At 33.0% G+C, this 26,602-nt stretch carries 24 protein-coding genes and 2 tRNA genes; 16 read left to right on the top strand and 10 right to left on the bottom strand.

Going from position 1 to position 26,602, the window contains the following annotated elements; all coding sequences use genetic code 11:
* The first annotated feature begins 8 nt into the window (after positions 1-8).
* Entirely contained in the window at positions 9-680 is a 672-nt protein-coding gene (locus Z054_RS0116410; RefSeq protein WP_024771133.1) for a DUF4332 domain-containing protein, read from the top strand.
* Positions 681-813: 133 nt separating this feature from the next.
* Here the strand turns inward: Z054_RS0116410 and Z054_RS0116405 are convergent.
* A tRNA-Ser gene (locus tag Z054_RS0116405) sits at positions 814-898 on the bottom strand.
* A 172-nt stretch (positions 899-1,070) separates the two neighbouring features.
* Here Z054_RS0116405 and Z054_RS0116400 point away from each other — a divergent pair.
* Entirely contained in the window at positions 1,071-2,129 is a 1,059-nt protein-coding gene (locus Z054_RS0116400; RefSeq protein ID WP_024771132.1) for a M28 family metallopeptidase, read from the top strand.
* A 73-nt stretch (positions 2,130-2,202) separates the two neighbouring features.
* On the opposite strand, the gene Z054_RS0116395 is transcribed toward Z054_RS0116400, so the two are convergent.
* The 4 genes from Z054_RS0116395 to Z054_RS0116380 form a co-directional block, all read right to left on the bottom strand.
* A tRNA-His gene (locus Z054_RS0116395) sits at positions 2,203-2,278 on the bottom strand.
* Positions 2,279-2,336: 58 nt separating this feature from the next.
* Positions 2,337-3,053, bottom strand: coding sequence for a bacillithiol biosynthesis deacetylase BshB1 (bshB1, locus tag Z054_RS0116390; RefSeq protein ID WP_024771131.1), 717 nt, complete (start codon positions 3,051-3,053; stop codon positions 2,337-2,339).
* 3 nt (positions 3,054-3,056) lie between these two features.
* Complete coding sequence (locus Z054_RS0116385; protein WP_024771130.1) at positions 3,057-4,205, bottom strand: trans-sulfuration enzyme family protein; 1,149 nt, start codon at positions 4,203-4,205, stop codon at positions 3,057-3,059.
* Positions 4,206-4,326: 121 nt separating this feature from the next.
* The gene (locus Z054_RS0116380; protein WP_024771129.1) at positions 4,327-6,561 is read right to left on the bottom strand and encodes a tetratricopeptide repeat-containing hybrid sensor histidine kinase/response regulator; all 2,235 of its coding nucleotides are present in this window, start codon (positions 6,559-6,561) and stop codon (positions 4,327-4,329) included.
* A 279-nt stretch (positions 6,562-6,840) separates the two neighbouring features.
* Between Z054_RS0116380 and Z054_RS0116375 the strand changes: the two genes are divergently transcribed.
* From Z054_RS0116375 to ribB, 9 genes are all read left to right on the top strand, one after another.
* Positions 6,841-7,479, top strand: a complete 639-nt coding sequence (locus Z054_RS0116375) for a peroxiredoxin (RefSeq protein ID WP_024771128.1) — start codon at positions 6,841-6,843, stop codon at positions 7,477-7,479.
* A 74-nt stretch (positions 7,480-7,553) separates the two neighbouring features.
* Positions 7,554-7,868, top strand: a complete 315-nt coding sequence (locus Z054_RS0116370; protein ID WP_024771127.1) for a thioredoxin family protein — start codon at positions 7,554-7,556, stop codon at positions 7,866-7,868.
* Entirely contained in the window at positions 7,849-8,106 is a 258-nt protein-coding gene (locus tag Z054_RS0116365) for a DUF6952 family protein (protein ID WP_024771126.1), read from the top strand. The genes Z054_RS0116370 and Z054_RS0116365 overlap by 20 nt, the downstream gene beginning before the upstream one ends.
* A 116-nt stretch (positions 8,107-8,222) precedes the next feature.
* Positions 8,223-8,723, top strand: coding sequence for a thiol peroxidase (tpx, locus tag Z054_RS0116360; RefSeq protein WP_024771125.1), 501 nt, complete (start codon positions 8,223-8,225; stop codon positions 8,721-8,723).
* A 6-nt stretch (positions 8,724-8,729) separates the two neighbouring features.
* The gene (locus Z054_RS0116355; protein WP_024771124.1) at positions 8,730-9,098 is read left to right on the top strand and encodes a diacylglycerol kinase; all 369 of its coding nucleotides are present in this window, start codon (positions 8,730-8,732) and stop codon (positions 9,096-9,098) included.
* Positions 9,099-9,165: 67 nt separating this feature from the next.
* A complete protein-coding gene (locus Z054_RS0116350) occupies positions 9,166-11,667 on the top strand; it encodes an FtsK/SpoIIIE family DNA translocase (protein WP_024771123.1) in 2,502 nt (833 codons plus the stop codon).
* 55 nt (positions 11,668-11,722) lie between these two features.
* Entirely contained in the window at positions 11,723-12,358 is a 636-nt protein-coding gene (locus tag Z054_RS0116345) for a LolA family protein (RefSeq protein ID WP_084050407.1), read from the top strand.
* A gap of 116 nt (positions 12,359-12,474) precedes the next feature.
* Complete coding sequence (locus tag Z054_RS0116340; protein WP_051473782.1) at positions 12,475-13,920, top strand: LptF/LptG family permease; 1,446 nt, start codon at positions 12,475-12,477, stop codon at positions 13,918-13,920.
* Between the two features lie 77 nt (positions 13,921-13,997).
* Positions 13,998-15,119, top strand: coding sequence for a 3,4-dihydroxy-2-butanone-4-phosphate synthase (gene ribB / locus Z054_RS0116335; RefSeq protein ID WP_241461420.1), 1,122 nt, complete (start codon positions 13,998-14,000; stop codon positions 15,117-15,119).
* A 15-nt stretch (positions 15,120-15,134) separates the two neighbouring features.
* Here ribB and Z054_RS0116330 read toward each other — a convergent pair whose 3' ends face one another.
* Entirely contained in the window at positions 15,135-16,340 is a 1,206-nt protein-coding gene (locus tag Z054_RS0116330) for a DegT/DnrJ/EryC1/StrS family aminotransferase (protein ID WP_024771119.1), read from the bottom strand.
* Positions 16,341-16,482: 142 nt separating this feature from the next.
* Entirely contained in the window at positions 16,483-17,112 is a 630-nt protein-coding gene (locus Z054_RS0116325) for an NAD(P)H-dependent oxidoreductase (RefSeq protein WP_024771118.1), read from the bottom strand.
* 90 nt (positions 17,113-17,202) lie between these two features.
* Between Z054_RS0116325 and Z054_RS0116320 the strand changes: the two genes are divergently transcribed.
* The gene (locus tag Z054_RS0116320; protein WP_024771117.1) at positions 17,203-17,595 is read left to right on the top strand and encodes an acyl-CoA thioesterase; all 393 of its coding nucleotides are present in this window, start codon (positions 17,203-17,205) and stop codon (positions 17,593-17,595) included.
* A gap of 21 nt (positions 17,596-17,616) precedes the next feature.
* Here the strand turns inward: Z054_RS0116320 and Z054_RS0116315 are convergent, their stop codons facing one another.
* Positions 17,617-18,087 (bottom strand): Lrp/AsnC family transcriptional regulator, encoded by a 471-nt coding sequence (locus tag Z054_RS0116315; RefSeq protein ID WP_024771116.1) that lies wholly within the window; start codon positions 18,085-18,087, stop codon positions 17,617-17,619.
* Positions 18,088-18,202: 115 nt separating this feature from the next.
* Between Z054_RS0116315 and Z054_RS0116310 the strand changes: the two genes are divergently transcribed.
* The 4 genes from Z054_RS0116310 to Z054_RS0116295 are packed head-to-tail and all read left to right on the top strand — an operon-like array spanning position 18,203 to position 23,079.
* Positions 18,203-19,213 carry a homoserine dehydrogenase gene (locus Z054_RS0116310; RefSeq protein WP_024771115.1) on the top strand — a complete coding sequence of 337 codons (1,011 nt, stop codon included), beginning with the start codon at positions 18,203-18,205 and terminating at the stop codon, positions 19,211-19,213.
* Between the two features lie 3 nt (positions 19,214-19,216).
* Positions 19,217-20,659, top strand: a complete 1,443-nt coding sequence (locus tag Z054_RS0116305; RefSeq protein ID WP_206538799.1) for an aldehyde dehydrogenase family protein — start codon at positions 19,217-19,219, stop codon at positions 20,657-20,659.
* Positions 20,660-20,672: 13 nt separating this feature from the next.
* The gene (locus Z054_RS0116300; RefSeq protein ID WP_206538798.1) at positions 20,673-22,490 is read left to right on the top strand and encodes a trans-sulfuration enzyme family protein; all 1,818 of its coding nucleotides are present in this window, start codon (positions 20,673-20,675) and stop codon (positions 22,488-22,490) included.
* A 31-nt stretch (positions 22,491-22,521) separates the two neighbouring features.
* Entirely contained in the window at positions 22,522-23,079 is a 558-nt protein-coding gene (locus Z054_RS0116295) for an OsmC family protein (protein WP_024771112.1), read from the top strand.
* A 438-nt stretch (positions 23,080-23,517) separates the two neighbouring features.
* Here the strand turns inward: Z054_RS0116295 and Z054_RS30375 are convergent, their stop codons facing one another.
* A complete protein-coding gene (locus tag Z054_RS30375; RefSeq protein WP_024771111.1) occupies positions 23,518-24,759 on the bottom strand; it encodes a S8 family serine peptidase in 1,242 nt (413 codons plus the stop codon).
* 298 nt (positions 24,760-25,057) lie between these two features.
* Positions 25,058-26,542 (bottom strand): Na+/H+ antiporter NhaC, encoded by a 1,485-nt coding sequence (gene nhaC / locus Z054_RS0116285; RefSeq protein WP_024771110.1) that lies wholly within the window; start codon positions 26,540-26,542, stop codon positions 25,058-25,060.
* Positions 26,543-26,602 lie beyond the last annotated feature (60 nt).

The following is a 26,602-nucleotide window of genomic DNA, read 5'->3' as shown; positions in this document are numbered from 1 at the left end:
TCTATACAATGGGATATGATATTGATTTATCAAAAATTAGCATAGATGATTATAAGAAGATTTTAGAATCTACACATCTTATTCCTAGTTGGAAAGTGCTGAAAGAGAATATAGATTATCTTAATACGATTAAAAAACATGGTATTTGTAATCTGAAAGAACTGCAGCAAAGACTGAAGAAAAAGGATCAACTTCTTGAGTTTTCAAAACAAAGTGGTTTATCAGAACAGTATCTTAATGTACTTCGAAGAATGATCAATGGGTATCTTCGAAAACCCAATAGGATTAAAGATTTTCCTGAAACTTCTGCAGATGTTGTATTAAAATTAGAAAAAATTGGGATTAAACACACACGTCATTTATTTGATAAAATTATAACCATAGGTGACAGAACTTTACTTTCTAAACAAATAAATATAAATGATGAAGAAATTTTGAGATTAGCCAAATTAACTGATCTATCTAGAATTCGATGGGTGAATCATACTTTTGCTTATGTCCTGTACGAAGCTGGGTATGATGCAGTAGAAAAAATAACAAATACTAATCCAGATCTATTATACAAGAAAATAACAACATTGAATGCAGAAAGAAAGTTTTATCCAGCTCATATTGGTTTAAATGATATGAAAATGCTTGTAGAATGTGCAGAAATGTTACCTCTTGATATTGAATATTAAAAGAAGTGAAAAGAGCAATTACAACATATATTTTAATGTTTTTGATTCGGATGGCTTTCTTTTAAAAGTGTAAAAATTAAAAAAGCCCATAACATTATGTTATGGGCTTTTATGGAATTTAGTAAATTCCTTGCGGAGAATGAGGGATTCGAACCCCCGGAGGTGTGACCCTCAACAGTTTTCAAGACTGCCGCATTCGACCACTCTGCCAATTCTCCAGTGTTTAGTCTCATCAGGTATTCCCTGAATGCGGGTGCAAATATAAAACCTTTTTTAATTCTAAAAAGAAAAATTTTAAAAAATTTTAAGAGTTATTTTCTTTTAAGAAAACATTCGCATATTCATATGGGATGAATTGAGTATATTGTACATCTTTAATTAAATAATTTCATGAAAAATACTATAATACTAGTCAGCTCATTTATAGTCTGTTGTTGTGGAACCTCTCAAAATTCTACACCTACTAATCCAAAGATAGATTCACATACTAGTGTGAATACAGAATTAACTGCTGTTACTTATGCTGAAAGCATTACTGCCAAAGAATTAAAAGAATATTTATACGTTTTTGCTAGTGATGATTTCGAAGGGCGTGATACAGGAGAACCAGGTCAGAAAAAAGCTGCAGAATATTTAAAAAAACAATATCAAAGAATGGGTATTCCTTCTCCTTTAGGTGGAGATGATTACTACCAGGAAATACCCGAAAGTTATTTTAGAGGAGGCATTAAATCTTCAGAGAATGTATTGGCGTTTATTGAAGGTACAGAAAAACCTGATGAGATTGTCGTGATTTCTGCTCATTATGATCATGTAGGAACCGATGAAAAGGGTAATATTCATAATGGTGCCGATGATGATGGTTCTGGAACCGTAAGTTTATTAGAAATAGCAGATGCATTTATGAAAGCAAAGAAAGATGGGGTTGGACCAAAGAGATCTATCCTGTTTCTGCATGTTACAGGTGAAGAAAAAGGACTATATGGTTCAAAATTTTATACAGAAAACCCTGTTTTTCCTTTAGAAAATACGGTAACAGACCTTAATATTGATATGATAGGAAGAATTGATAAGAAACATGAGGGAGAGGATAAAAGTAACTATATATACTTGATAGGTAGTGACCGATTAAGTACAGAATTACATGATATTAGCGAAAAAGCAAATACAGAGCATACCAAATTGGATTTGGATTATACGTATAATGCCGAAAATGATCCAAATCGATTTTATTTTAGAAGTGATCATTACAATTTTGCAAAACATAATATTCCGATCATATTTTATTTTAATGGAGTGCACGAGGATTATCATAAACCAACAGATACGCCAGATAAAATAGAATATGAACTTATGACTAAAAGAGCAAAGTTGGTGTTTTATACTGCCTGGGAGGTAGCTAATAGAGCAGAAAGAATTATAGTTGATGGTGCTAAAGAAGGTGAATAACCAGATGTTAAGATAAAAAACACCATTGTGATAAAATAAAAAAGCCCTTTTTAAAGGGCTTTTTAAATTTTAGGGGTGGAAGACGGGATTCGAACCCGCGACCCTTGGTACCACAAACCAATGCTCTAACCAACTGAGCTACAACCACCATTTAATTTCGGGTGCAAAAATAAAGTATTTCTACCTTTCTACAAACATTTTTTTGAATTAAATTAAATCAAAAATAGAATCGACTGCTACATAGCGTTCTACGGTATAGCCTTCGGCATGGTGTACACCTACTATTCGCCCTAAATCGGCAGCACGATACTTTACGCTTTCTATAAAATTCTTACTTGATATAGGAGTAACAGGCTCTTTACTACCTGCATCATAAAATTGAGAGGTATATGCCATTACACTTTCTATCTTTTTATCAATATAGTTACTAATGTCAACTACAAAATCTGGTTCAATATTAGCCCATTGGATATAATGATACACTTGTTTTGGCCTCCAGGGATCTTGATTCTCGCCATCAAGAGTAGTTTCAATTTTTTTTAATCCCGACAGAAAACAAGCGTCACTAGCTAGCTTACTTCCTTTACCATGATCTATATGGCGATCTATAATTGCATTACAAAGTACAATCTCAGGTTTATATTTTCTTATCTTTTTTATGACCTCTAATTGATGATCCTGATCATTTGTGAAAAACCCATCTTTAAAACCTAGATTTTCACGAGTGACAACTCCTAAGATTTCAGAAGCATTTTTTGCTTCCTGATCTCTAATTTCGGGAGTACCTCTTGTTCCTAACTCTCCGCGGGTAAGATCGAGTATTCCAACTTTTTTACCTCTACTAACTTCTTTGGCTATGGTTCCTGAGCAACTTAGTTCTACATCATCAGGATGAGCTCCTATGGCTAGAATATCTAACTTCATATTTTAATGTTCTAATTCTGGGACTTTTACTTTTTCTATGGCTTGTTGTATATCTTGCATTAAATCTTCTTTTTCTTCTATACCTACGCTAAATCGCACTAATCCATCTTTAATTCCTTGTAAATTTCGTTCTTCTTCGGTAAGTAAAGCATGTGAGGTAAGAGTAGGGGATAGCATGGTGCTTTCGACTCCGGCAAGACTCATAGAGCTTTTAATTAATTTTAATTCTTTTTGAAACTTACTGGCATCCAACCCTTCTTTTAATTCAAAAGATAACATGCCACCATAACCAGTCATTTGTTTTTTTGCAATTTCATGGTCGGGGTGTGATTTTAACCCGGGATAATAGACTGTAGCGATGTCTTCATGCTTTTTAAGCCATTTAGCAAGCTTTAGGGCATTCTTATTCTGTGTTTTTATACTTCTCTCTAACATCCATACTGTAAAGTCACTTAAACTACCGCCAAAGTTCTTAGCAACCTGAAATACCTGATCTATATTTTTTTCGGTAGAAATGACAGCTCCTGCAAGGATATCACTATGGCCTCCCAGGTATTTGGTAGCAGAGTGAATAACAATATCTATACCTAATAGAATTGGATTTTGATTTACAGGAGATGCAAAGGTATTGTCTATAATAGTAACAATATCATTTTCCTTTGCTAACTCTGCAATAGGTTTAATGTCAATAATTGTGAGCAAAGGATTAGAAGGAGTTTCTATATAAATTACCTTGGTGTTGGGTTGTATTTTTTGTTTAAAACCTTCTGTGGTATGAGAATCTACATAAGAAAATTCTATACCGTGTTTTTCAAACTCTTCATTGATGAGATTAGCAGTTCCTCCATAGAGTGTACGTTGCAAAACAATATGATCTCCTTTCTGTAAAAATGCAAATAGTGTAGTACTTATTGCTGCCATACCGCTACCAAAAATCAGAGAAGATTCTCCTTTTTCGAGCTTAGCTATTTTTTTGCATAATGCTTCTTGATTGGGAGTATTAAAATATCTCGGATAACGTTTTACATCTACATCTTCAAAAGCATAAGAGGTAGACATATATATCGGTGATATAGCTCCTTTAAATTGTTCATCTTTGATTTCGCCAAGGTGAGTGCAGATGGTATTAAATCCCATGTTTTTTGTGTCCATAATGAATGCGGTAAATCTTATAGTTATGGCATCTAAATTAAGATTTTCAGAAGAAATCAAATAAGATTTAACAGATTAAATGATAGATATTACAGATTTCGTTTCGCCTTTTTTAACTTGGCTATATCATTTTTACTTTTGAGATGTTTCTCATTATTGTCTGGAAGAATTGTTGAGTATCATAGGGTTTAATGATTACATCATTCATGCCTACTGATAAAGCTTGATTTCTTATTTCTCCTTCTTCAACAGCTGTTAATGCTATAATTGGAATAGTGGTATTAAAAGTTCGTACTACTTTGGTGGCTTCAAGGCCATTCATTTCGGGCATATTTATATCCATTAATACCAAATCAAACTTTTCATTTTTTAACATTTCGATTGCATCCATACCATTGTTTGCAATACTACAAGTGTATCCTTTCTTTTTTAGGATATTTTGAGTAACAATTTGATTTATTTTATTGTCATCTACAATAAGAACATAGAAATTGCTTGTTCCGATACTTAGATTCTCTCCTGTTTTTAATGAAATCTCTTGTTCTTTTACAGCTTTTTCATAAAATAGATCAAAATAGAATTCAGATCCCTGATTTTCTTTACTCTTTATATGAATTTCACTATTATGAAGATGAATTAGTTTCTTAACAATTGCCAATCCTAATCCTGTACCTTCATATTCTTGATTTTCGTTCTTTACCTGAGCAAAATTGTCAAAAATTGTCTGTTGCTTATTTTTAGGTATTCCTATTCCATCATCTCTAACAATAAAGCGTAAAGCATAGTTATCATCCTTATCATCGATACATTTTACACTAACCCAGATGTTTCCGTCTTTGGTGAATTTAAGCGCGTTACCGATCAGGTTAATTAGTATTTGTGATAATCTTACCGAGTCTCCAAGTAAAGTAGCGGTTATTTTTTTGTCTATATCAATATGAACAGTATTGTTGTTGCTCTTTTGTTTGGTATGAAGAGAATTAACAATTCCTTCGATTAGTGTTTTGATATCAAAAGAAACCTTTTCGAGTTTAACTTCATTAGTTTCTATTTTACTTAATTGTAAAACATCATTAATTAAAGCCAAAAGGTAATCACCAGAAAATTTTAAAGATTCTAGATATTCATTGGTCTTCTTTTTGTCAGGGTCTTCCATCAATAAAGAGGTAAGCCCAATTACACCGTATAGAGGTGTTCTAAGTTCATGACTTACAGTAGAGATAAACTGGGATTTTAAAGTAGATACTTGCTCTGCAGTCTCTTTGGCTCCTATTAATTCCTTGTTTTTGTCAATAAGATCATTGTTAAGCCTTTTCTTTTGTATATTATTTTTATAGGAACTAATTAAGAAAGCTAATGATATTAGAATCAAGATGATGCCTAGGATAATACTGATTCTCCATTTTACAACTTCTGATTCACTTTCTTTTTTTTCTGATTCTGCCTTTTTTGCTCTTTTTTCAAAAATATCAACCTCGTACTTAATATTAGCACGTCTCAGCTCTTTTAGTTTCTTATGGTTATTAGCTTGTAATATATTTTGAAATTGTTTTTTCTGATAACTGTATGCTTTTTGATAATCATCTTGTTTAACATATAGACCAGATTTGGTTTCATAGGCCGAGGCTAACTCTTCATAATATCTAGAAATAAGTTCATCATTATTTTTCTTATTTTTAGTCTCGCCAATGGCATATGATATTGCCTTATCTGTATATTCTTCTGATTTTTTAAATTTTCGTACACTTAGGAAGTATTTTCCTAAAAGACTATTTAATTTGGTTTTATCAAGGTTAGAAGACTTTTGATGAATCAATTTTCTTGCAGGTGCGAGGTATTCATAAGAACTGTCAAAATCATTTCTGGAAATATAATATTCTCCAAGATTTAATAATGGGCGTATCATTCTTATGGTATCTTTTAATCGTACTGCAAACTCATAAGATTTTTTGTAATAACCAACTCCTTGTTTACGTGTAAGGTTGTGTTTGGTGTATACTCGTGCAAGGTTATTATAAAGATCTGTCTCTAATACTTCGCTCTTTGAACTTCGGGCATAGGTTAATGCCCTTCTGTAATATCTTCTTGCTTCATTATCATCTTCGCTAGTTTCGTAATTTTTGGCAATAATATTATTGATATACCCAAGACTTTTGTCATCATTATTGTATTGCGCATAATGAAGTGCAGCTTGAGCTATTTCCAATGATTGCTCGTACTTGTATTCTTCCTGTAATTTTTCAGCCTTTTCAATATAACTTTGAATACTATCAGAAGTTATAGAAGATTGAGATTGTACAGTAAGACTAAAGCTTACTAAAAATATTACTATTATATGTTGAATAAAATTTTTCAACGTTCAATAATTCTTGGTTTATTTACGTTGACGAAAATACAAAAATAGATTTAACATAGTGTAATTCACCGTAAAAAAAGTGCTATTTATCCGTAATTTTTGTAGGTAATTAGATGTTTGTGTAGGAATTTGATTCGTTTTATAAGAAATCTTTCTATGATTAGAAAAAACTATTTAAATATAAATAATTAAAATTATACAGTAATTATTGTTCTATAAGTAGGTGTATATTTGCATTGTCAAAAAATTAATCAATTATAAATTTTAAAAAGTAAAAAAATGGCATTTGTAGGTAAAAAATTCCCAAATCTGGACGTTGATGCAATGAACGATATGGGAGATACTTTTAAGCTTAATGTTTTAGAAGAAGCTAAAAATAAAAATAAAAAAGTACTGCTTTTTTGGTACCCTAAGGATTTTACATTTGTTTGCCCAACAGAACTGCATGCTTTTCAAGAGGCTTTAAATGAATTTGAAAAAAGAAATACGATTGTGATTGGAGCTTCTTGTGATACTCCAGAAGTTCATTTTGCATGGTTAAATACTTCTAAAGATAATGGTGGTATAGAAGGAGTTACATATCCAATTCTTGCAGATTCTAATCGTAATCTTTCTAGTACATTAGGTATCCTTGATATTACAAATGAAACTTATAATGAAGAAACTGGAGTTGTAACTGTAGAAGGTGATAATGTAACGTATAGAGCGACTTATTTAATCGATGAAGAAGGTACAGTTTTTCATGAAGGAATAAACCATATGCCTGTTGGTCGAAATGTAGCTGAGTTTTTAAGATTGATCGATGCATATGCGCATGTACAAAAAAATGGAGAAGTATGCCCGGCAAACTGGGAAGAAGGAAAAGATGCAATGAACGCGGATAGAAAAGGAGTGGCTTCTTACCTGGCAGCTCATTAATTGACAATCCGAATTAAAAATTTCTCTGGGATTTTTACCCAGAGAAATTTTTTCTAAACTTTAATTCAAATAGTATGGTACAAGAACTAGCAACAGACAATCTTTCACAGCTAATACAGGATAGTGATACTGTGATTGTGCAGTATTCTGCCACTTGGTGTGGTAATTGTCGGATTATGAAACCAAAATTCAAAAAACTGGCCTCAGAAAATAGGGATACAACTTTTGTTATTGTTGATGCTGAGAAATATCCTGAATCCAGAAAACTTGCTACGGTAGATAATCTTCCAACATTTGCTACATTCAAAGGTGGAGCTTTTGTAAATCAGGTTCAAACTAATAAATTTGATATTCTAAAAAATTTGGTAGATGAAGTTACCAGTAATTAAACACCTTACAGGCTTTATCGAAGAAAACGATGAAGATTTTATCGTAGAAACTATTGAAACCCTAGAGGCTTTAACAGAAGTGCCTTCATTAAAAGATGAAGAGTTGGATGTTATAGGAGAACTAATCTCGAATATGTATGGAGCTCTAGAGGTGGATAAAATGATTAAAGAAGGTACTCCAAAAAAAGAAGCCCTAAACAGCTTCATGAAAAGAGTCCTTGGATCTATAGATACCTGAGAAATAAAAAAACCTACTATTACTAAATAGTAGGTTTTTTTATTTTCTAAAAACTTTATTAATATTACAATATAATCTTACTAATTTTATAACTCTTAAAACAACAATCATTTATTATGGCTTCAATAACATTAAAAGGAAATACAATCCACACTAGTGGAAATTTACCAGAAGTAGGACAAAACGCACCAGATTTTGAGATGGTGAATGCTGATTTATCTACTGCAAAATTATCTGATTATAAAGGAAATAGAGTAGTTTTAAATGTTTTTCCTTCTATAGATACCGGAATTTGCGCAGCTTCAGTAAGAGCATTTAATAAGGAAGCAAGCAATTTATCAAACACTAAAGTATTGTGTATATCACGTGATTTACCCTTTGCTCAAGGTCGTTTTTGTGGAGCAGAAGGATTAGAAAATGTAATCAATCATTCTGATTTTAAAACCGGAGAGTTTGGAAAAAACTATGGATTAGAAATTGTAGATGGGCCATTACAAGGGTTACATTCTAGAGCAGTTATCGTTTTGGATGAGAAAGGAACCGTATTGTATACAGAACAAGTGCCAGAAATTGTACAGGAACCAGATTATTCTGCGGCACTAGAAATATTGTCTTAATGCCCTATGAGTAAAGTAATAAAATTTGTGGTTGGCAGATTGCGGGGTTGTGGTTATGCTTTTAAAGGAGCTTTGTTATTGATAAAGACAGAACCAAGTATACAAGTACAGGTTGGTATTGCAATATTAATGACGATATTAGGTTTTTATTTCGAGATTACTTCGATCGAGTGGATTTTACAAATTTTTGCTATTGGTTTGGTAATGAGTATCGAAGGGCTAAATACCACAATCGAAGCAATTGCAGATTTTATTCACCCGGATTTTCATAATAAGATAGGTATTATAAAAGATATAGCCGCGGGAGCCGTTTTTATTGCTGCAATTACAGCTATAATAATTGGATTATTAATTTATATCCCATATTTAGTTTAGAAAATTTTTTAGTCATTTTTACGTTCCAATATAGATATTCGTATTTTTGCGATAAGATACCCAAAAAATGGCCAAAAGAAAGGTAAGTACAAAAAGGAAAACAACAAAAAAACCTAAAACATCACTAAAAGAAAAATTTACGCTATCGAGACAGCAGAAAGTTGTTTTGGGTAGCTTCTTGTTCTTTTTAGGGATAGGATTATTTTTTGCTTTTGTTTCGTTTTTCTTTAATTGGAAAATTGATCAAAGTGAAATATCACAATTTTATAATAGAACATCATCTCCAAAGAACTGGTTAAGTAAATTTGGAGCTACAGTAAGTCATTTCTTTATTTTTAAAGGATTTGGAATTTCTGCATTGATTATCCCTGTGCTAACCTCATTAACAGGAGTGTATTTGTTCTTTGACCTCAACAAAAAAAAGCTATTTGGATTTTGGTTTTGGGGTGGACTAGTCATGCTATGGATATCTATTGTTTTGGGCTTTGTAGAAAAAGATGGGGGATTATTAGCTGGTATTATAGGATATGAAACTAATGACTTTTTAAGAGACTATATAGGTTTTATAGGGACTGTTCTTGTACTTGCCTTTTTTGCAATAGTATATATTGTAGTACGTCTAAGATATACTCCAGAGAAAATATCTGATTCTTTAAAAAATACTCAAAAAGCTATTGCAAAGGATTTTGAAGTAACACCAGAAACAAATAATGGACAAGTAGTATCAACTCCTTCATCCGATACTGATAACTCTAGTTCTAGTATTAAAGAAAAAATAGATTCTATTATTGCTAAATCCAAAGACTTTAATAAAAAGTATGACGAGAAAAAGCAAAAGGAGAAAGAAGAAGCAATCAAAAAAGATAGTAATACCAAAGAGGTTACATTAAATCCTACAATTAATGATTTTTATGGAGATCCGAATAATCAAGATAACGAGGTTCCCGAGAAACTAATTATAAAATCAGAAGATAATCCAGAGGATATTGCAATGGAGGTCGAAACAACAGTAGAAGAAGAAGTAGTTGGAGATCTAAGTGCTAAGCTGGTTAAAGATTTTGGCGAATTTGATCCAAAACTAGAGTTAGGGAACTATAAGTTTCCTGCAATTAGCTTATTAAAAGATTATACTACGCAATCGGGAGGAATTACAATTGATCAAGGAGAGTTAGAAGAAAATAAAAACCGTATTGTAGAGACGCTTAAGAATTATAAAATTGAAATAGCTCAAATTAAAGCTACAGTTGGTCCTACAGTAACATTATACGAAATTGTACCCGAAGCTGGAATTCGAATTTCTAAAATTAAAAACCTAGAAGATGATATCGCATTATCATTAGCAGCGTTAGGGATTCGTATAATTGCTCCTATACCTGGTAAAGGAACCATTGGTATAGAAGTACCAAATAAGAAAGCTACTATTGTATCAATGCGATCTGCAATTTCGTCTTCTAAGTTTCAAAATGCAGAAATGGAATTACCATTATCTTTGGGTAAAACGATTTCGAACGAAACGTTTGTGGTTGATCTTGCCAAAATGCCTCACCTTCTTATGGCAGGGGCTACGGGACAAGGAAAATCTGTTGGACTTAATGCGATACTTACGTCGTTGCTTTATAAAAAGCATCCCGCAGAAGTGAAATTTGTTTTGGTAGACCCTAAAAAGGTAGAACTTACATTGTTTAATAAAATCGAACGACATTACCTGGCCAAATTACCCGATACAGAAGAAGCAATTATTACAGATAATACTAAAGTGATTAATACACTTAATTCTTTGTGTATTGAGATGGATGCCCGATATGACCTGTTAAAACAGGCAATGGTTAGAAATATTAAAGAGTATAATGTAAAGTTTAAAGCAAGAAAGTTAAATCCCGAGAACGGACATAAATTTTTACCATATATTGTACTTGTAGTAGATGAGTTTGCAGACCTAATTATGACTGCAGGAAAAGAGGTAGAAACCCCTATAGCTAGATTGGCTCAATTGGCCCGCGCAATAGGTATACATCTTATTATAGCTACGCAACGACCATCTGTAAATGTAATAACAGGTATGATTAAAGCTAATTTCCCTGCCAGAATAGCATTTAGGGTAACTTCTAAAATAGATTCTCGTACAATTTTGGATACAGGAGGAGCCGATCAATTAATTGGTAGAGGGGATATGTTGTATACACAAGGAAATGATATTGTAAGAATACAATGTGCCTTTGTAGATACTCCAGAAGTAGAACGAATAACAGATTATATTGGTAGCCAAAAAGCATACCCCGATGCACATCTGTTACCAGAATATGTAGGTGAAGAAAGTGGCACAAGTCTTGATATAGATAAAAAGGATAGAGATAAACTTTTTGCTGAAGCTGCAGAGGTAATTGTAACAGCTCAACAAGGATCGGCGTCTTTATTACAAAGGAAATTAAAATTAGGGTACAATCGGGCAGGTAGATTAATTGATCAATTAGAAGCTGCCGGAATTGTTGGTCCCTTTGAAGGAAGTAAAGCAAGACAGGTTTTAGTACCCGATTTAATTTCGCTTCAGCAGTTACTGGATAATGAGTAATGAGCTGATTAATAATATGGTAATGATAATTAGTAATTAAAGAAGAATAAATAAAATGATAAAAAAGGCTATATTTTTACTATTTGTATTAGGCATAAGTACTGCACAAGCTCAAAGTGCCAAAGATCTTTTGGATGAGGTTTCCAAAAAAGTAAATAGCTACACCAATATTGTTATTGACTTTAAATATTCTATTAATAATCAGGCAGAGAATGTTGCTCAGGAAACCAGAGGAGATGTAGCATTACAAGGAAACAAGTATCTGCTTAATATCATGGGAACCAAACGCATGTATGATGGTAAAAAGTTACATGTAATTGTCCCAGAAGATGAAGAAATCAATATTTCTTCACAAGATGAAGATGATGGTACCAGTGTGACTCCTTCAAAAATGTTAACTTTTTATGAAGATGGTTATACCTATAAAATGGATATTGTTCAGGATATAAAAGGTAGAAAAATTCAATATGTAAAATTAATACCTATTGACTCAAAAAGTGATTTAAAAGAAATATTGCTTGGTATTGATAAGCAAACAAAGCATATTTACAAAATGATTCAGAAACAAAATAATGGTACTAATGTTACAATTACGGTTAATAGTTTCAAAACTAATCAACCGCTTTCAAAAACATTATTTGTGTTTGATAAATCAAAATATGAAAATTATTATATCAATCGCTTAGATTAGAAACAATAAGACATAAGAAAATACAAAAGTATAGAAAAGAACGGGTGTAAAAATTTACACACGTTCTTTAGTTTTTAATTAATGTATATTTTTAGCGATTAGAAAACAGAAAACGAGTGAAGATTCTAGATAGGTATATTTTAACAACTTTTGTGAAGACATTTTTTCCGCTCTTTGTAATTATTATGTTTATCCTTTTATTGCAAACCATCTGGTTGTTTATATCAGAATTGGCAGGAAAAGACTTGGATTTTTCAGTAATATTAAAGTTTTTGACGTTTGCAACACCTAGATTAATCCCTATGGTTTTGCCGCTTACCATCTTGCTAACGTCTATTATGATTTTTGGGAATTTTGCCGAGAATTATGAATTTGCCGCGATGAAATCTTCTGGGATATCCCTGCAACGAGCTATGAGAACATTATCTGTTTTTATCTTTTTTGTAGGAATAGGAGCCTTTCTATTTTCGAATACAGTAATCCCGTCCTCAGAGAAAAGGTTTATAAATCTTCGTAAAAATATAGTTAAAGTAAAACCAGCAATGGTAATAACCCCTAATCAGTTTAATGATCTAGGGGATATAAATATAAAAGTAGCAGAAAAATATGGTGATAATGATGAGTTTCTTAGAGACGTTATCATTCATAAGAAAGCTGCAAGACCTGGTAATTTTACGGTTATAAAAGCAGTAGGAGGAGAGTTGAAAGGTAATATCAATTCTGATTTAATTACTTTGGCCCTCAATGATGGTAATTATTATAAGGAGGTTCAGCAAAACTCTCCTCAAAAAAGAAATAGATTACCTTTTGTCAAAACGCATTTTAAAAAATATGTTCTTAATATAGATTTGTCATCTCTGGATAATGTAGATATGGATGAACAACAATATAGTAAAGGGTATAATATGCTTAATGTTAATGAACTAAAGGATCAGATAGACACAATATCTATTGAAGTTAATAAAAATGTGAAGAATATGACGGTTGAAATTGATAGAATGATTGGGTTTGAAGGATTAAATAAAAATATAAAAATAATCGATTCTCTTTCAAAAACAAGTAATGATACATTGCATGTAAAAGATCATTTTAATACACTTAAAAAAATACAGATATACCAGATTGCTTCATCTACTGTAGATGGAGTATTAAGAAAACTAAATTCGACGCAAAAAAATCTAAGTTTTAAGAAAAGAGCTCTAAATAAATATGAAATGTCATTGCATGATAAATATGCTTTAGGGATTTCGTGCATTTTATTGTTCTTTGTTGGAGCTCCTTTGGGGGCTATAATTCGTAAAGGAGGGTTAGGATTACCTATAGTTATTGGAGTAGTATTGTTTTTGACATACCATTTTATAGGAATTTTTGCTAAAAATAGCGCAGAAGAAGGTGGGATTCCTCCATATGTAGGCTCATGGCTTTCTACATGTATTATATTTCCGCTAAGTATATTCCTAACATATAGAGCAACTACGGATCAAGGAATCTTTAATATGGATACTTTTATCCAGCCAATAAAGAATTTCTTTGCAAAACGATCTTCTAAATCCAAAAAATAGATTTCTTTTTAAATATCTTTGCCGGTAATAAATTTAAGAGTATGATTATGTCACAAGCAACTAATACCACAAACAAAATGAAACTGAACACCATTCAAGAAGCCATTGAAGATATTCGGCAAGGAAAGGTGATTATTGTGGTAGATGATGAAGATCGTGAAAATGAAGGAGATTTTATTGCTGCTGCAGAGAAAGTAACTCCAGAGATGATCAATTTTATGGCAACCCATGGACGTGGATTGATTTGTGCTCCACTCACAAGAGATCGTTGTGAGGAGTTAAATCTTAATATGATGGTTCAGAACAATACCGTTTTGCACGAAACCCAATTTACCGTATCGGTAGATTTAATTGGGCATGGATGTACAACAGGGATTTCTGTACATGATAGAGCCAAGACTATAAATGCATTGATCCAGGAAGATACAAAACCTGATGACTTGGGAAGACCGGGGCATATTTTTCCGCTTAAAGCGAAAAATGGAGGAGTATTAAGGCGTACAGGGCATACCGAAGCAGCTGTAGACCTTGCAAGACTTGCAGGATTTAAACCAGCAGGGATTTTGGTCGAAATTTTAAACGAAGATGGTACTATGGCGCGTTTACCTCAATTGGTAGAGGTTGCTAAGAAATTCGACCTTAAATTAATATCGATTGAAGACCTTGTAGCTTATCGTATGCAACATGATTCTCTGATCGAGAAAAAAGAAGACTTTGATATTACCACACGTTTTGGGAGTTATAGACTTAGAGCTTATAAGCAAACAACCAATGATCAAGTGCATATTGCCTTGACATTGGGTTCTTGGAAAGAAAACGAACCTGTGCTTACAAGAATTAATTCTACCTTGTTTAATAATGATATTCTGGGAACGCTAACCAATAACGCTGATAAGCGACTGGATGCTATGTTTCAACGTATTAATGCTGAAGGTAAAGGAGCGATAATTTTTATTAATCAAGAAAGTCAATCCCTTAATCTTTTAGGACGTTTAAGTGCCTTAAAAGAAATTCAAAATGGAAAAGATGTAGTAAAAGCACCAAAAATTGCTATGGATACTAAAGACTTTGGTATAGGAGCACAGATTCTACATGATATTAATATTCATAAACTACGATTAGTATCTAATACAGTACAACAAAAACGCGTTGGAATGATTGGATACGGTTTAGAAATCGTAGACTATGTTGAGTATTAAAATCTGATATTTATCTTATAGTACACTTTTTACAAGGACACCTTTTAAAGCTTCAACCATTTTTGAAGCTCTATCTGCTACTTCTGTTTCAGTCCAGTTTAATTTGATAAGGCAAGAAATAGTACGCCCCATCCATAGATCACTGGCATCAAATGACCGATTGTTTTTTTGTAACCCTAATTGTATTTCCTGAGATAGTTTACTAAGAGATTTTTGTTCTAAAAGATGTTCCCATTTTTTATAGTAATGCCAGTTATTATCAAACCAATAAAAACAAGCATCTACACCGTTTTCTCCTAAAGCTTTATGTGCTTTTCTGGCAATATCTTCTGTAGGTAAAAATATATTTAAAAATGAATAATTTTCTACTCCTGTTTCTGGAACTCTTCTAAAAGAAACTTCGGGAACTGTTGCTAAAGCATTGCGAAGTATAGTATAGTTTTTTTCCTGGATTGTTAGTGTGTGATCTAATTTTCTTAGCTGTGCAATTCCCACTGCCGCATTTAGTTCGGATAATCTATAATTATATCCTAAAAATGGATGTGTCTCTGCACCGCGATCATTACCAACATGGTCATGACCATGATCTTGGTATTTGTGTGCCCGATCTGCATAGGTTTCAGAATTAGTAATTATACCCCCACCTTCACCACAAGTAATTGTTTTAACATAATCAAAAGAAAAACAACCCAGATCTCCATAACTTCCTAATGGTTTTCCATCGTAAGTGGCTCCGATAGCCTGACAAGCATCTTCTAATAAAATAAGATCGTGCGTATCACAAATTACTTTTAATGCACTAAGATCTGCCATAGATCCACACATATGCACGGGCATGATTGCTTTTGTCTTTGAAGTTATAGATGCTTCAACAGCTTTAGGGTCCAAAGTAAGTGTATCGTCTATATCACATAGTATTGGGGTGGCTCCAACAGATAATATAGCTTCAAAACTTGCTACAAAAGTAAATGTAGGCATAATTACTTCATCTCCGGATCCGATACCAGCACATGTCAATGCAACTGTTAAAGCTGCAGTTCCACTGGATACTACCTGAGCGTATTTGGATTGCATTCTGTTTGCTAAATCTCTTTCTAATTCTAACGCTTTATGATGACCATTTCTCATAGGATCAAATCCATATCGCATTAAAACTCCATTATCTAAAACATCTTGAACTTCTTTTTGCTCTTCAGCACCAAATAACTCAAATCCTGGCATAGGTATAGTGTTAAATTAAAAACTCTTTCCGGCAAAAATACCGAAAAGAGTTTTGATTTTACAGTGGATATACTAGATTTTTTTAATTACGATGATATAGAATAATTTTTATAGAATGAATAAAAATTTAAGAAACCAAAATTTAGATAGTAATGATAGTGTCTTTAATTGGGCGTCTTACTTTTTTGAACTCAGAAAACATATCATCTTCTGCTCTATACCCAATAGGTAGTACCAGTACTGATGTTAATCCTAAATCATTAAGATTAAGGACCTCATCATATTTTTCTGGTATAAAACCTTCCATAGGACAGGAATCTATTTTTTCGATAGCGCATACGGTAAGTATATTTCCCAAGGCCAAATATGCTTGTTTTGCTGCCCAATTGGATATCTCTTCAGGGGATTTATAAGTAAAAGAATCTACAAGATGCTCTTTAAAAGGTTTTAATATTTCTTCGGGAGTATCTCTTATCTCTTTTACATTATCAAAATATTTAGATATGTATTGTTCTCCTATTGTCTTTTCGATACAAAATACCAGCACGTGAGATGCATCGGCAACTTGCTGTTGGTTCCAGGAGTGTGGAGTAAGTTCTTTTTGCAGGTCTTTATTCTTGATTACCACTAATTTTAAGGGTTGCAAGCCATATGAAGTGGCAGTAAGGTTAAAAGCTTCTGTTAATATATCTATTTTTTCCTGAGAAAGGATTTTTTTATTATCGAATTTTTTGGTGGCATAACGCCAATGTAAACTTTCTATAATATTCATTCGAAGTTTTTTTAAGTATATGGCAAAGATAGTATGATAAGATTTACCTTTGACAGGTAAAATGATAAGAAAAAACTATATCACAATTGTATGAATGCTATAGAAGAATTGATTAATAAATCTGAAACAAGAATCTTTAAAGCTGTATTCCCTAATACTACCAATCATTACGAAACTTTATTTGGTGGTACAGCATTACAGCTTATGGATGAAGTGTCTTTTATATGTGCTACTCGTTTTAGCAGAAAGAAAGTAGTTACCATATCTACAGATAAAATTGATTTTGGGAAACCAATACCCGAAGGAACCATTATAGAACTCGTAGCAAGAATTGCAGAAGTAGGAAGAACTAGTTGTTTGGTAAAAGTTGATATTTACAAAGAAGATATGTATAGCAATGATAGAGAACTTGCAGTTTCTGGGCACTTCAAGTTTGTTGCCATAGATAATAATAAAAATCCAATTCCTATAGTTAACAAGTAGTTCTTTGTGAATTAGCTGTTTTTAGTTTTCAGATTCGAAAATAGAAAGGTTACATACACATTCATCATAAAAAATCATAGCCGTTTCTATATGGTCTATGTAACTAAAGTTTGCTAATTTATCAAGAATAAAGGATCTAAGATCATCAGAATCTTTTACTCCAATGTGGATCATAAAATCGGTATCACCGGCCATATGATAAAATTTAATAACTCCTTTAAGTGTTCGTATTCTTTTAATAAAAGAATTTATAATTTCTCTTTCATGCTTTTTTAAACGTATAGCGACTATTACTTGTACATTGATTCCTAATTTTTTTAAATTAAGATCAGCATTAAAAGCTTTAAAAAATCCTTCTCTTGTTAATCTTTTTAATCGCTCATGGCAGGTAGAGGGCGCAATATCTAGCTCTGCAGCTAACTCTTTATTTGAAAGCCGAGCATTATTTTGTAATAAGTTCAAAATCTGAATATCCTTCTGATCTAACTTCATATCTACTATCTATTTAGAATTTATTTCGGTTTTACTAAAATTAATATGAATATAATTCATATAATTTGTAAATATAGTGAATTTTGTTCGTGAACTTATAAAATTAAATTCAAAAATGAATATAGGTATAATAGGATTGGGTACCGTAAGTAGAGGTTTTTTAGAAATTCTGGAGCAAAAAACAGATTGGATTTCTCAAAAATTTGGAAGTGATATCAAGGTAGTAGCTGTCAAAGATATTGCAAGAGGAAACATATATAATCCACAGGGGATAGATATTAGTGAGCTTTTAAAAAAACTTAATAATGGAGAAAAAATCAGTGATACTTCATTAAAAGATGGGGATTCTCTTTCTAAAATAGATAGTGTAGATCTTATTGTAGAGGCAACTTATAGTGATTATACAACAGGAGATCCTGCATATACCTTCATTAAGGACGCTCTTACTAATGGTAAACATGTGGTTACTACAAATAAAGGTCCAGTCGCATTGCATTATACAGAACTAAACAAGTTAGCAAATGATAATAAAGCGATGTTACGATATGAAGGTACAGTATTAAGTGGTACTCCTACATTTTCATTAATAGAAGAATGCCTTGCTGGAGATGATATTGTAAGTATACGAGGAATTCTCAATGGGACAAGTAATTATATACTATCAAAAATGTCCCAGGGAGACTCTTTTGAAAATGCATTAGGAGTTGCTCAAGAAAAGGGATATGCAGAAGCAGATCCTACTAATGATGTTAAAGGGTATGATGCAAGAGGAAAAGTAGCTATACTTTCTCATAAAGTCTTTGGTGTTGATCTGGGATTAGAAAATATACCTACTGTTGGTATTGATGCTATTTCTATAGAAGAACTGGATGCTGCTAAAAAGGAAGGAAAAAACATTCGTCTTATAGGGAGTCTAACAAAAACTGGTAAGACTATAAAAGCAAGAGTACAGCCAGAAGCTTTGGATAACGAAGATGCGCTATCAAATATAGGAGGTGTTACTAATGCGATAGAAGTCTCTACTGCATACTTAGGAAAACTTATGGTTACAGGACCTGGAGCCGGAAAACTTGAAACAGGCTATTCTGTATTCTCAGATGTATTATCAATAATTAAAAATAGTTGAGGTATGATAAGCACTTTAGACAAGATTGATTCCATGAAAATGTTAATTGGAGAAGATTGGGTAGAAAGTTCAACAAAATTATCGGTATTAAATCCTTATTCAGGAAAAGAGGTGTATTCTGTTTCCTGTGCTGATGCTGATCACATACAAAAAGCTTTGAAATCTGCAGAGTTAGGAAAAGAGATATCCAGAAATTTATCACCATATGATAGAAGTGAAATTATAGCCAGGGTAGTTGTTTTCTTAAAAGAAAGAAAAGAAGAGTTTACCCAAACTATAGTAAACGAGGGAGTTAAAACTAAAATTGAGGCGGCTAAAGAAGTGGATAGATGTATCAATACATTAACCCTTTGTAGTGAAGAAGCTAAAAGGCTTACGGGAGAAACTGTGCCTTTTAATGCATTCGCTGGTGCTGCTTCCCGAACAGGTTATTATGTATATGATCCAATAGGTATCATTACAGCAATCACACCATTTAATGACCCTCTTAATTTGGTGGCACATAAATTAGGCCCTGCAATAGCCTCTGGTAATGCAGTTATACTTAAACCTTCAGATTTCACTCCTATTTCTGCAATAAAACTAGGTGAGTTATTCCTAGAAGCTGGTTTACCTTATCATATTCTAAATATCATAACCGGGCCAGTAAGTAATTTTGGAAATGCATTAATTACAGACTCGCGTGTTAATATGGTAAGTTTTACTGGGGGAACAAAATCCGGAGAGGCAATCATAAAAGCTGCAGGAATTAAAAAAGTGGCAATGGAGCTTGGTTCAAGCTCTCCGGTAATAGTCATGGATGATGTTGATATAGATGCTGTCGCAGAAAACTGTGTAGGAGGTATGGTATGGGCTGCAGGCCAAAACTGTGTGGGCGTAAAACGTATGTATGTTCATGATACGATCTACGATGCGTTCAAGAAAAAAGTAGTTACTCTTTCTAAATCAATACAACTTGGAGATCCTAATGATGCTAATACCGACATGGGACCTATTATTACTCAAGATGCAATTGATGTTATAGAGCATTCGATTTCTGATTTAGAAAAATCTGGTTACGAAGTTTTATGTGGAGGAAACCGGGTAGGCAATGCTTTTGAAGCAACGCTTATAGAAGGAAATCATGATCACCCATTAAATGGTAAACAAGAAATCTTTGGGCCAGTAGCAACAATTTCCAGAATTAGTTCATTAGAAGAAGGTATCAACGCAAGTAATGATTCTCCTTACGGATTGCATGCAGGGATTTTTACAAATTCAATCGAAGCCGCATTTAAAGCGGTTAACGAATTACAGTGTGGTGGGGTTATGGTTAATGATTCTTCAGATTACCGAATAGATATGATGCCTTTTGGCGGAATTAAACAAAGTGGTATTGGCCGGGAAGGAGTAAAATCTGCTATACGGGAAATGACCACAACTAAAATCGCATGTTTTAACCTTTAAATAAATTATAGATATGAATAGTATAGAAAACGTAGAGATGTTATCAGACGAAGCTATAGCAAAAAATGAAAACATAGATATAGCTAAAGTATTATCACCTAGAAGAAAATCTACAGCAAGTACAACTATAGAAGAGTTGGCAATCGAACAGTTAGAACATTTTCAAATAGATGTTGATAGTGCATATGGAGAAGCCCTGAAAGGTGCTGCTATGGATATTTACAATGCACAATCAGATATTTCTAAATTACAGGAAATAACAAATAATACCATTGCAAAATTAGATCAGGGAGAAAAAGTAGCATATTTTAATGCTAAGCGTTTTTTATCTTTCCAAATAGCAAAAGTATTAGAAACATTACAAAGTCCATTAAGTAAAACTTATCAGTCTTTAGGGCAATCAGATGAGTCTTTACAAGCCAAAGGACCTCATCCTTTGTTTAATAATATTGCAGCTTTATTTTCTGCGACTCCAGTGATTGCACGTACTTCTACATATGATTACTCTTGTACAGAATGGGTTGACGATGCTTTTAATGGTAAAGAATCGATACATCATATATACTCCAGATTATTAAACCCTACTTCTATGGCTCTGGCTACCCATATGGTACATATAGAAGCAGGTAAATATGCAGATGAGTATACCGCATGGAATTTTAATAGTGGTATGGCTGCTGTAGATGCGCTATTGAGTAATGTATTAAATCATAATGATGTTCTTATACTTTCTAGAAATATCTATGGAGGAGTTTACCAGCTAATCGAAGATTTTTTTGCTAAAAAGAATAAGTTCGCAATTAATGTAGTTTGGTTTGATGGATATTCTATAGAAGATTTTAAACCAGTATTAGAAAAAGCGAAAGAAGATTATCAGGATATTCTTTCTTCTGGTAACAAATTACATGTATATATGGAGTCTCCATGTAATCCTCATGGTTATATGCTGGATGTGCCTGCAATCTGTAAACTTTCTAAGCAAAATGGAGCAACAGTAATGTTGGATGGGACGGTAGCAACACCGTTTTTGATCAAACCATTACAACATGAAGATGAAGAATGTAGACCAGATTTCTTATTCCATAGTTATACCAAAGATATTACCGGATCTGGTAATGCAATAGCAGGAGGTATTATAGGTAAAAATAACTTAATGTTTTTACCAAAAGGAGACGAAGTAGATGGGATAAAATGGGATGAAACTTTATTCTGGAATGTATACTACATCAAAGGTGCTTTCTTAGATTCTGATACAGCATTCGAGGTGTTATCGGGTATGAAAACACTAAGTATGAGAATGGCTCAAAAATGCGTAAATACTTTGGTACTGGCTAAGTTCTTTGACTCTAACCCTGGTATAACCGTACACTGCAATGGATTAGAAAACAATCATAATCATGGCATTATGAAGAAGATTAGTAAGTATCAATTAGCTTCGCCTTTATTTACTATTGATTTTGAAAAAGCAAAAGTATCAGATAAGGCATTTAAAATGTTCTTTGATACTTTGGCTCCTGCATTTGGTCTTCAGGTAAGTTTAGGACAGATTAACACTACACTTTTATGTCCAGCATTTACATCTCACTCAGAATTAAATAAAGATGCTTTGCTAGAGGCAGGTATTCACAAAACGACAATGAGAGTATCTGTTGGTAATGAGAACCCAAAAGAATTGATTCAACACTTTATGCAATCTGTAAAACTAATGATAGATCCAGAAAAACCAGGATTCTCTAGTTCTTTCTTATCTCAAAGTGAAGTAGATAAATTATATGCAGGTACATATATGGAAGTACAACAACAGTTAATAGATCACGGATACTTAAATTAAATACATTAACAATTTTAAAACTTTAAACATTATGATTAACGGAATTAATTTAGAGGCTTTAGGGGCTTACAAAAATACAGTTGAGCAGGATCCTAAGAATGGAATGTATTCTGGTGGCATTAAAGCAACCTGGTTAGGTGGTACAAAAGTAGGGGTTGAAACCAATGCATTGCAGCTTGGAGATGAAAAAATACCTCATAGTTTTTCTTTTGTTATTGATGAGCCAGAACAATTATTAGGAGAACATTCTTCTCCAACACCTCAGGATTATTTATTAGGAGGGCTTTCAGGTTGTATGATGGTAACTTTTGTTGCTATGTCTTCAATAAAAGGAATCGAATTAGAAGGAGTTTCTTTAGAGATAAAATCAAGCTTGGACTTGCAAGGATTCCTAGGTATAAATGAAACTTCTCCTGTAGGGTTTGATACCGTAGAATATTGTTTTACTGTTGAAGGAAACGGTACAGAGCAGGATTTTAAAGAAATTGCAGATCAGGTTATCCAATTTTCACCAAACTATGCTACTGTAGCAAATAAAGTGAAAATGATTTCTAGCTTGGTAGTAAATCCTACTATGGTAAAAAACTAGTTAGTTTAGTTTGAATTTACCCATTTGGTGGTAAATAAGAAAGGCTGTATGATATTTTTCATGCAGCCTTTTAATATATAGAACTTAAGTACATGATGAAAAAGCCTTTGTTGGAGTGTGAATAATTCTTGTTTATTGAGTTAAGTGTATGTTTTTTTGTCATTGCACATTGGCTGGAATCCATTTTGTATAGTGCTATTAATTAGTAAGTCCCATCCTTCAATAGAATGACAAATCAACGCATCTCTATATTGCGTAAATTAGATATAAGCGGTAAATTAAAAGATGAATTTATAAAATTCCTATTACATGTGTGTAGTGATAAAAAAGGCTGTTTGAAATTTCAAACAGCCTTTTACAGAATACACAAACAACCAAGTTTGCTTATTTACAATTAACCAATTTCTGAAATAAAAATGTCACTAGAATTAGAATGTTTTATTGCTTTGCTACTGCTATTGATGCAGTATACCCTCTTTTAGTAACATTACCATCAGTAAAAATCTTACCATTTCCGTTAACAAGTAATATACCCGCCAAATGAGGAGAAGCCATTGAAGTACCCGACTTTTGTGCAAATTCATTACCGCCTATACCACAAGACCAGATCCCTGTTCCCGGAGCCCATGCATGTACATTATTTCCGTAGCTAGAACCACCTGCAGCAGCATCTGTATTGGTCATATTTCCAACTACCCAGCATCCTTGGATATATGCTCTTTGTGGTGAGTAATATTGTACATCATCATTATTGTTTCCTGCAGCCATAGCACCAAATGTAGTTTTGGCTAAATTTCTGAAAGCGGTTTCGTAAGCTACACTAATTGTTCTACTAGTAAACCCTATGCTATAGTTCCATACATCACCATAGCTAGCATTATTGGCAACATAATTGATTCCTGCAATGATTTGCGCTTGTGTTCCAATTCCACTATCACTTAATACTTTTACCGCAACAATTGTAGCTCCTGGAGCAACTCCAACAACACCATCTCCATTATGCATCGCACCAATGGTTCCTGCTACGTGAGTACCATGTCCATTTCTGTCTCCCCAATTGTTATCTACAAAAGTAGTACTACGATTGTAATCGATGTTAAGGTCAGGATGTGCATAAACACCGCTATCCAGAATCCAAGCCGTTTTTCCGGTAGAGTAGGTGTATCCTCCAACTCTTGCAACTCCCCAGTCTACATAATCTCCTCCGGTTTCAAAATAACCATTGGTAACTTTTTTGTTCGCTTTTCCTGTTGTTACAGAAGGCATTACCCCTTGTTCTACAGTAACGTCTAACTTTTCAATGTAATTTGGTTCTACAGCAAGAATGTCAGGATCATTTTTAAGTAACTCGGCTTCTTTTGTAGAAATATCGTCAAGGTTAAATCCTTGTATCGCAGTTTCATAAACAAATTTCATTTTTTTTGAAGAAATTTTGTACTTAGATAAAATACCAGATGCTTTTTGAGTTACTTTTTGTTTGTTCTTTTTTAATTTTTCATCTTCTTTAAAAACAATAATATAGCTATTAGGAACCGCTTGAGCAGCGCTAATATCTGTAGAAGGACTTTCTGTGGATAACTCCTCAGATACTTCTTCTTTAGAACAAGAATTTAAAAAAAATGCGATTCCAACCATAATTAGAATCATTTCAATACGAATAATTTTTTGAATTGTTTTCATGATATTAAGTTTATGTTAAGTTTTCAAAAATCTACAAATACATATGCTTATCAATCGTATTATTAATTTTTTTGTTAAAAACTGAAAAGAATTCTGAAAAAGTGGGTTTTTTGACGCTGTATTCGAATTTTATTAGTACTTCGTAAGCAAGTAGGTAGAAGTAATGTGTTGTTTAGTAGGTTGTTACTGTTTTTATTGTTTCGAGTTTGTTATGAATAAGTATATTTTTAAAACATTCGGAAATAAAAAAAAGCACATTGATCTCAATGTGCTTTTGCTTTATATTTTATTTGACAGGTTAGTTTTGAGCTAATTGTTTTATTTTAATTCTGAAAGCAGCAAAAAGTAATGTCATAAATGGGCTAAGCCAGTTAAAAATGGCAAAAAAGAAATAATCTACTACGGGTACACCAAGTACTCCACTTTGATATGCTCCACAAGTGTTCCAAGGAATTAAAACTGAAGTAACAGTTCCTGAATCTTCTAAGGTACGACTAAGGTTTTCTGGAGCCAGTCCTTTGTCTTTGTATGCTTTGGCATACATCCTTCCCGGTACAACAATTGCTAAATATTGATCAGAAGCCGTTATATTTAATGCAAGGCAACTTACTACTGTGCTGGCAAAAAGCCCGAATACAGAATCAAATAAATTCAATAATGCTTTACTAATTCTGGCTAATGCTCCAATGGCATCCATCACACCACCAAATACCATAGCGCATAATATTAACCAAATAGTATTTAACATTCCAACCATTCCTTTAGAAGTAAAGAGTTTAGTAAGATCTTCATTGGATGTCTGTACTGATGTTTTTGTTGTCATTGCATTCATCACTCCTTTATATGCAGAATTAAAGGTGAATTCGTCACTACCAGCAACAGTCGTTACAATTTCTGGCTGAGCAATAATTGCTGCTATAGCCCCAAGCAATGTACCTATAAATAAGGCAACTACAGGAGGTGTTTTTTTAATAATTAAACCGATTATCAAAACTGGAACAATAAATAACCAGGGAGAAATATTAAAAGCACTATCTATAGCATTTAACTGTTCACTAATTTCTGGAGTTCCAGATGTATCAATAGAAAATCCTATAACAATAAAAACCAGTAGCGTGATTACTATAGTTGGAATAGTTGTGTACGCCATATATTTTATATGAGAAAATAATTCTCCACCAGCCATTGCCGGGGCTAAATTAGTAGTGTCGGATAGGGGAGACATTTTATCTCCAAAATAAGCTCCGGATATTACAGCACCTGCTGTCATTCCGAGAGAGATTCCTAAGGTATCACCAATACCAATAAGTGCAATACCTACAGTTGCAGAAGTAGTCCAGGAACTGCCCGTTGAGATAGATATAATGGCGCAAATAATCACACAGGCAGCCAGAAATATAGTTGGATTAAGGATTTGTAAACCATAATAAATCATTGTAGGGATAATTCCGCTAATCAACCAGGTTCCTGCTAATGATCCCACTAATAACAGTATAATTAGTGCACTAGAGGTTGATTTTATATTTTTGGCAACCTCTTCCATCATTTGCTTATAGGATACCTTATTATAAAACCCTACTATAGCAGCTACTGCAGCTCCCATGAGCAGAACAAATTGATTACTTCCATCAATTGCTTCATTTCCATAAACATAGTAGACATTAAAGAATAACATAATAACCAATGCTATAATTGGGATTAATGCTTCCCAGATGTTTAATTCTTTATTTTCAATGATATCTTCGTTTTGGGGATCAGTAGGTGTGATGTTTTGACTTTCCATATGCTAAATTCGAAATTTTATGGATGTAATGTTACGATATTAATAAAAGCTATGCAACGT

The organism is Aquimarina macrocephali JAMB N27 (assembly GCF_000520995.1).
GTDB classification, from domain to species: domain Bacteria; phylum Bacteroidota; class Bacteroidia; order Flavobacteriales; family Flavobacteriaceae; genus Aquimarina; species Aquimarina macrocephali.
The sequence above is the reverse complement of the archived record's forward strand: the minus strand, read 5'-3'. Positions and strand labels throughout refer to the sequence as shown.

Bases quoted from the DNA above. Each gene is read 5' to 3' on its own strand.
- Z054_RS0116410 (WP_024771133.1), top strand. From the start codon at position 9: ATGGGATATGATATTGATTTATCAAAAATTAGCATAGATGATTATAAG.
- Z054_RS0116400 (WP_024771132.1), top strand. From the start codon at position 1,071: ATGAAAAATACTATAATACTAGTCAGCTCATTTATAGTCTGTTGTTGT.
- bshB1 (WP_024771131.1), bottom strand. From the start codon at position 3,053: ATGAAGTTAGATATTCTAGCCATAGGAGCTCATCCTGATGATGTAGAA.
- Z054_RS0116385 (WP_024771130.1), bottom strand. From the start codon at position 4,205: ATGGACACAAAAAACATGGGATTTAATACCATCTGCACTCACCTTGGC.
- Z054_RS0116375 (WP_024771128.1), top strand. From the start codon at position 6,841: ATGGCATTTGTAGGTAAAAAATTCCCAAATCTGGACGTTGATGCAATG.
- Z054_RS0116370 (WP_024771127.1), top strand. From the start codon at position 7,554: ATGGTACAAGAACTAGCAACAGACAATCTTTCACAGCTAATACAGGAT.
- Z054_RS0116365 (WP_024771126.1), top strand. From the start codon at position 7,849: ATGAAGTTACCAGTAATTAAACACCTTACAGGCTTTATCGAAGAAAAC.
- tpx (WP_024771125.1), top strand. From the start codon at position 8,223: ATGGCTTCAATAACATTAAAAGGAAATACAATCCACACTAGTGGAAAT.
- Z054_RS0116355 (WP_024771124.1), top strand. From the start codon at position 8,730: ATGAGTAAAGTAATAAAATTTGTGGTTGGCAGATTGCGGGGTTGTGGT.
- Z054_RS0116350 (WP_024771123.1), top strand. From the start codon at position 9,166: ATGGCCAAAAGAAAGGTAAGTACAAAAAGGAAAACAACAAAAAAACCT.
- Z054_RS0116345 (WP_084050407.1), top strand. From the start codon at position 11,723: ATGATAAAAAAGGCTATATTTTTACTATTTGTATTAGGCATAAGTACT.
- ribB (WP_241461420.1), top strand. From the start codon at position 13,998: ATGAAACTGAACACCATTCAAGAAGCCATTGAAGATATTCGGCAAGGA.
- Z054_RS0116330 (WP_024771119.1), bottom strand. From the start codon at position 16,340: ATGCCAGGATTTGAGTTATTTGGTGCTGAAGAGCAAAAAGAAGTTCAA.
- Z054_RS0116325 (WP_024771118.1), bottom strand. From the start codon at position 17,112: ATGAATATTATAGAAAGTTTACATTGGCGTTATGCCACCAAAAAATTC.
- Z054_RS0116320 (WP_024771117.1), top strand. From the start codon at position 17,203: ATGAATGCTATAGAAGAATTGATTAATAAATCTGAAACAAGAATCTTT.
- Z054_RS0116315 (WP_024771116.1), bottom strand. From the start codon at position 18,087: ATGAAGTTAGATCAGAAGGATATTCAGATTTTGAACTTATTACAAAAT.
- Z054_RS0116310 (WP_024771115.1), top strand. From the start codon at position 18,203: ATGAATATAGGTATAATAGGATTGGGTACCGTAAGTAGAGGTTTTTTA.
- Z054_RS0116305 (WP_206538799.1), top strand. From the start codon at position 19,217: ATGATAAGCACTTTAGACAAGATTGATTCCATGAAAATGTTAATTGGA.
- Z054_RS0116300 (WP_206538798.1), top strand. From the start codon at position 20,673: ATGAATAGTATAGAAAACGTAGAGATGTTATCAGACGAAGCTATAGCA.
- Z054_RS0116295 (WP_024771112.1), top strand. From the start codon at position 22,522: ATGATTAACGGAATTAATTTAGAGGCTTTAGGGGCTTACAAAAATACA.
- Z054_RS30375 (WP_024771111.1), bottom strand. From the start codon at position 24,759: ATGAAAACAATTCAAAAAATTATTCGTATTGAAATGATTCTAATTATG.
- nhaC (WP_024771110.1), bottom strand. From the start codon at position 26,542: ATGGAAAGTCAAAACATCACACCTACTGATCCCCAAAACGAAGATATC.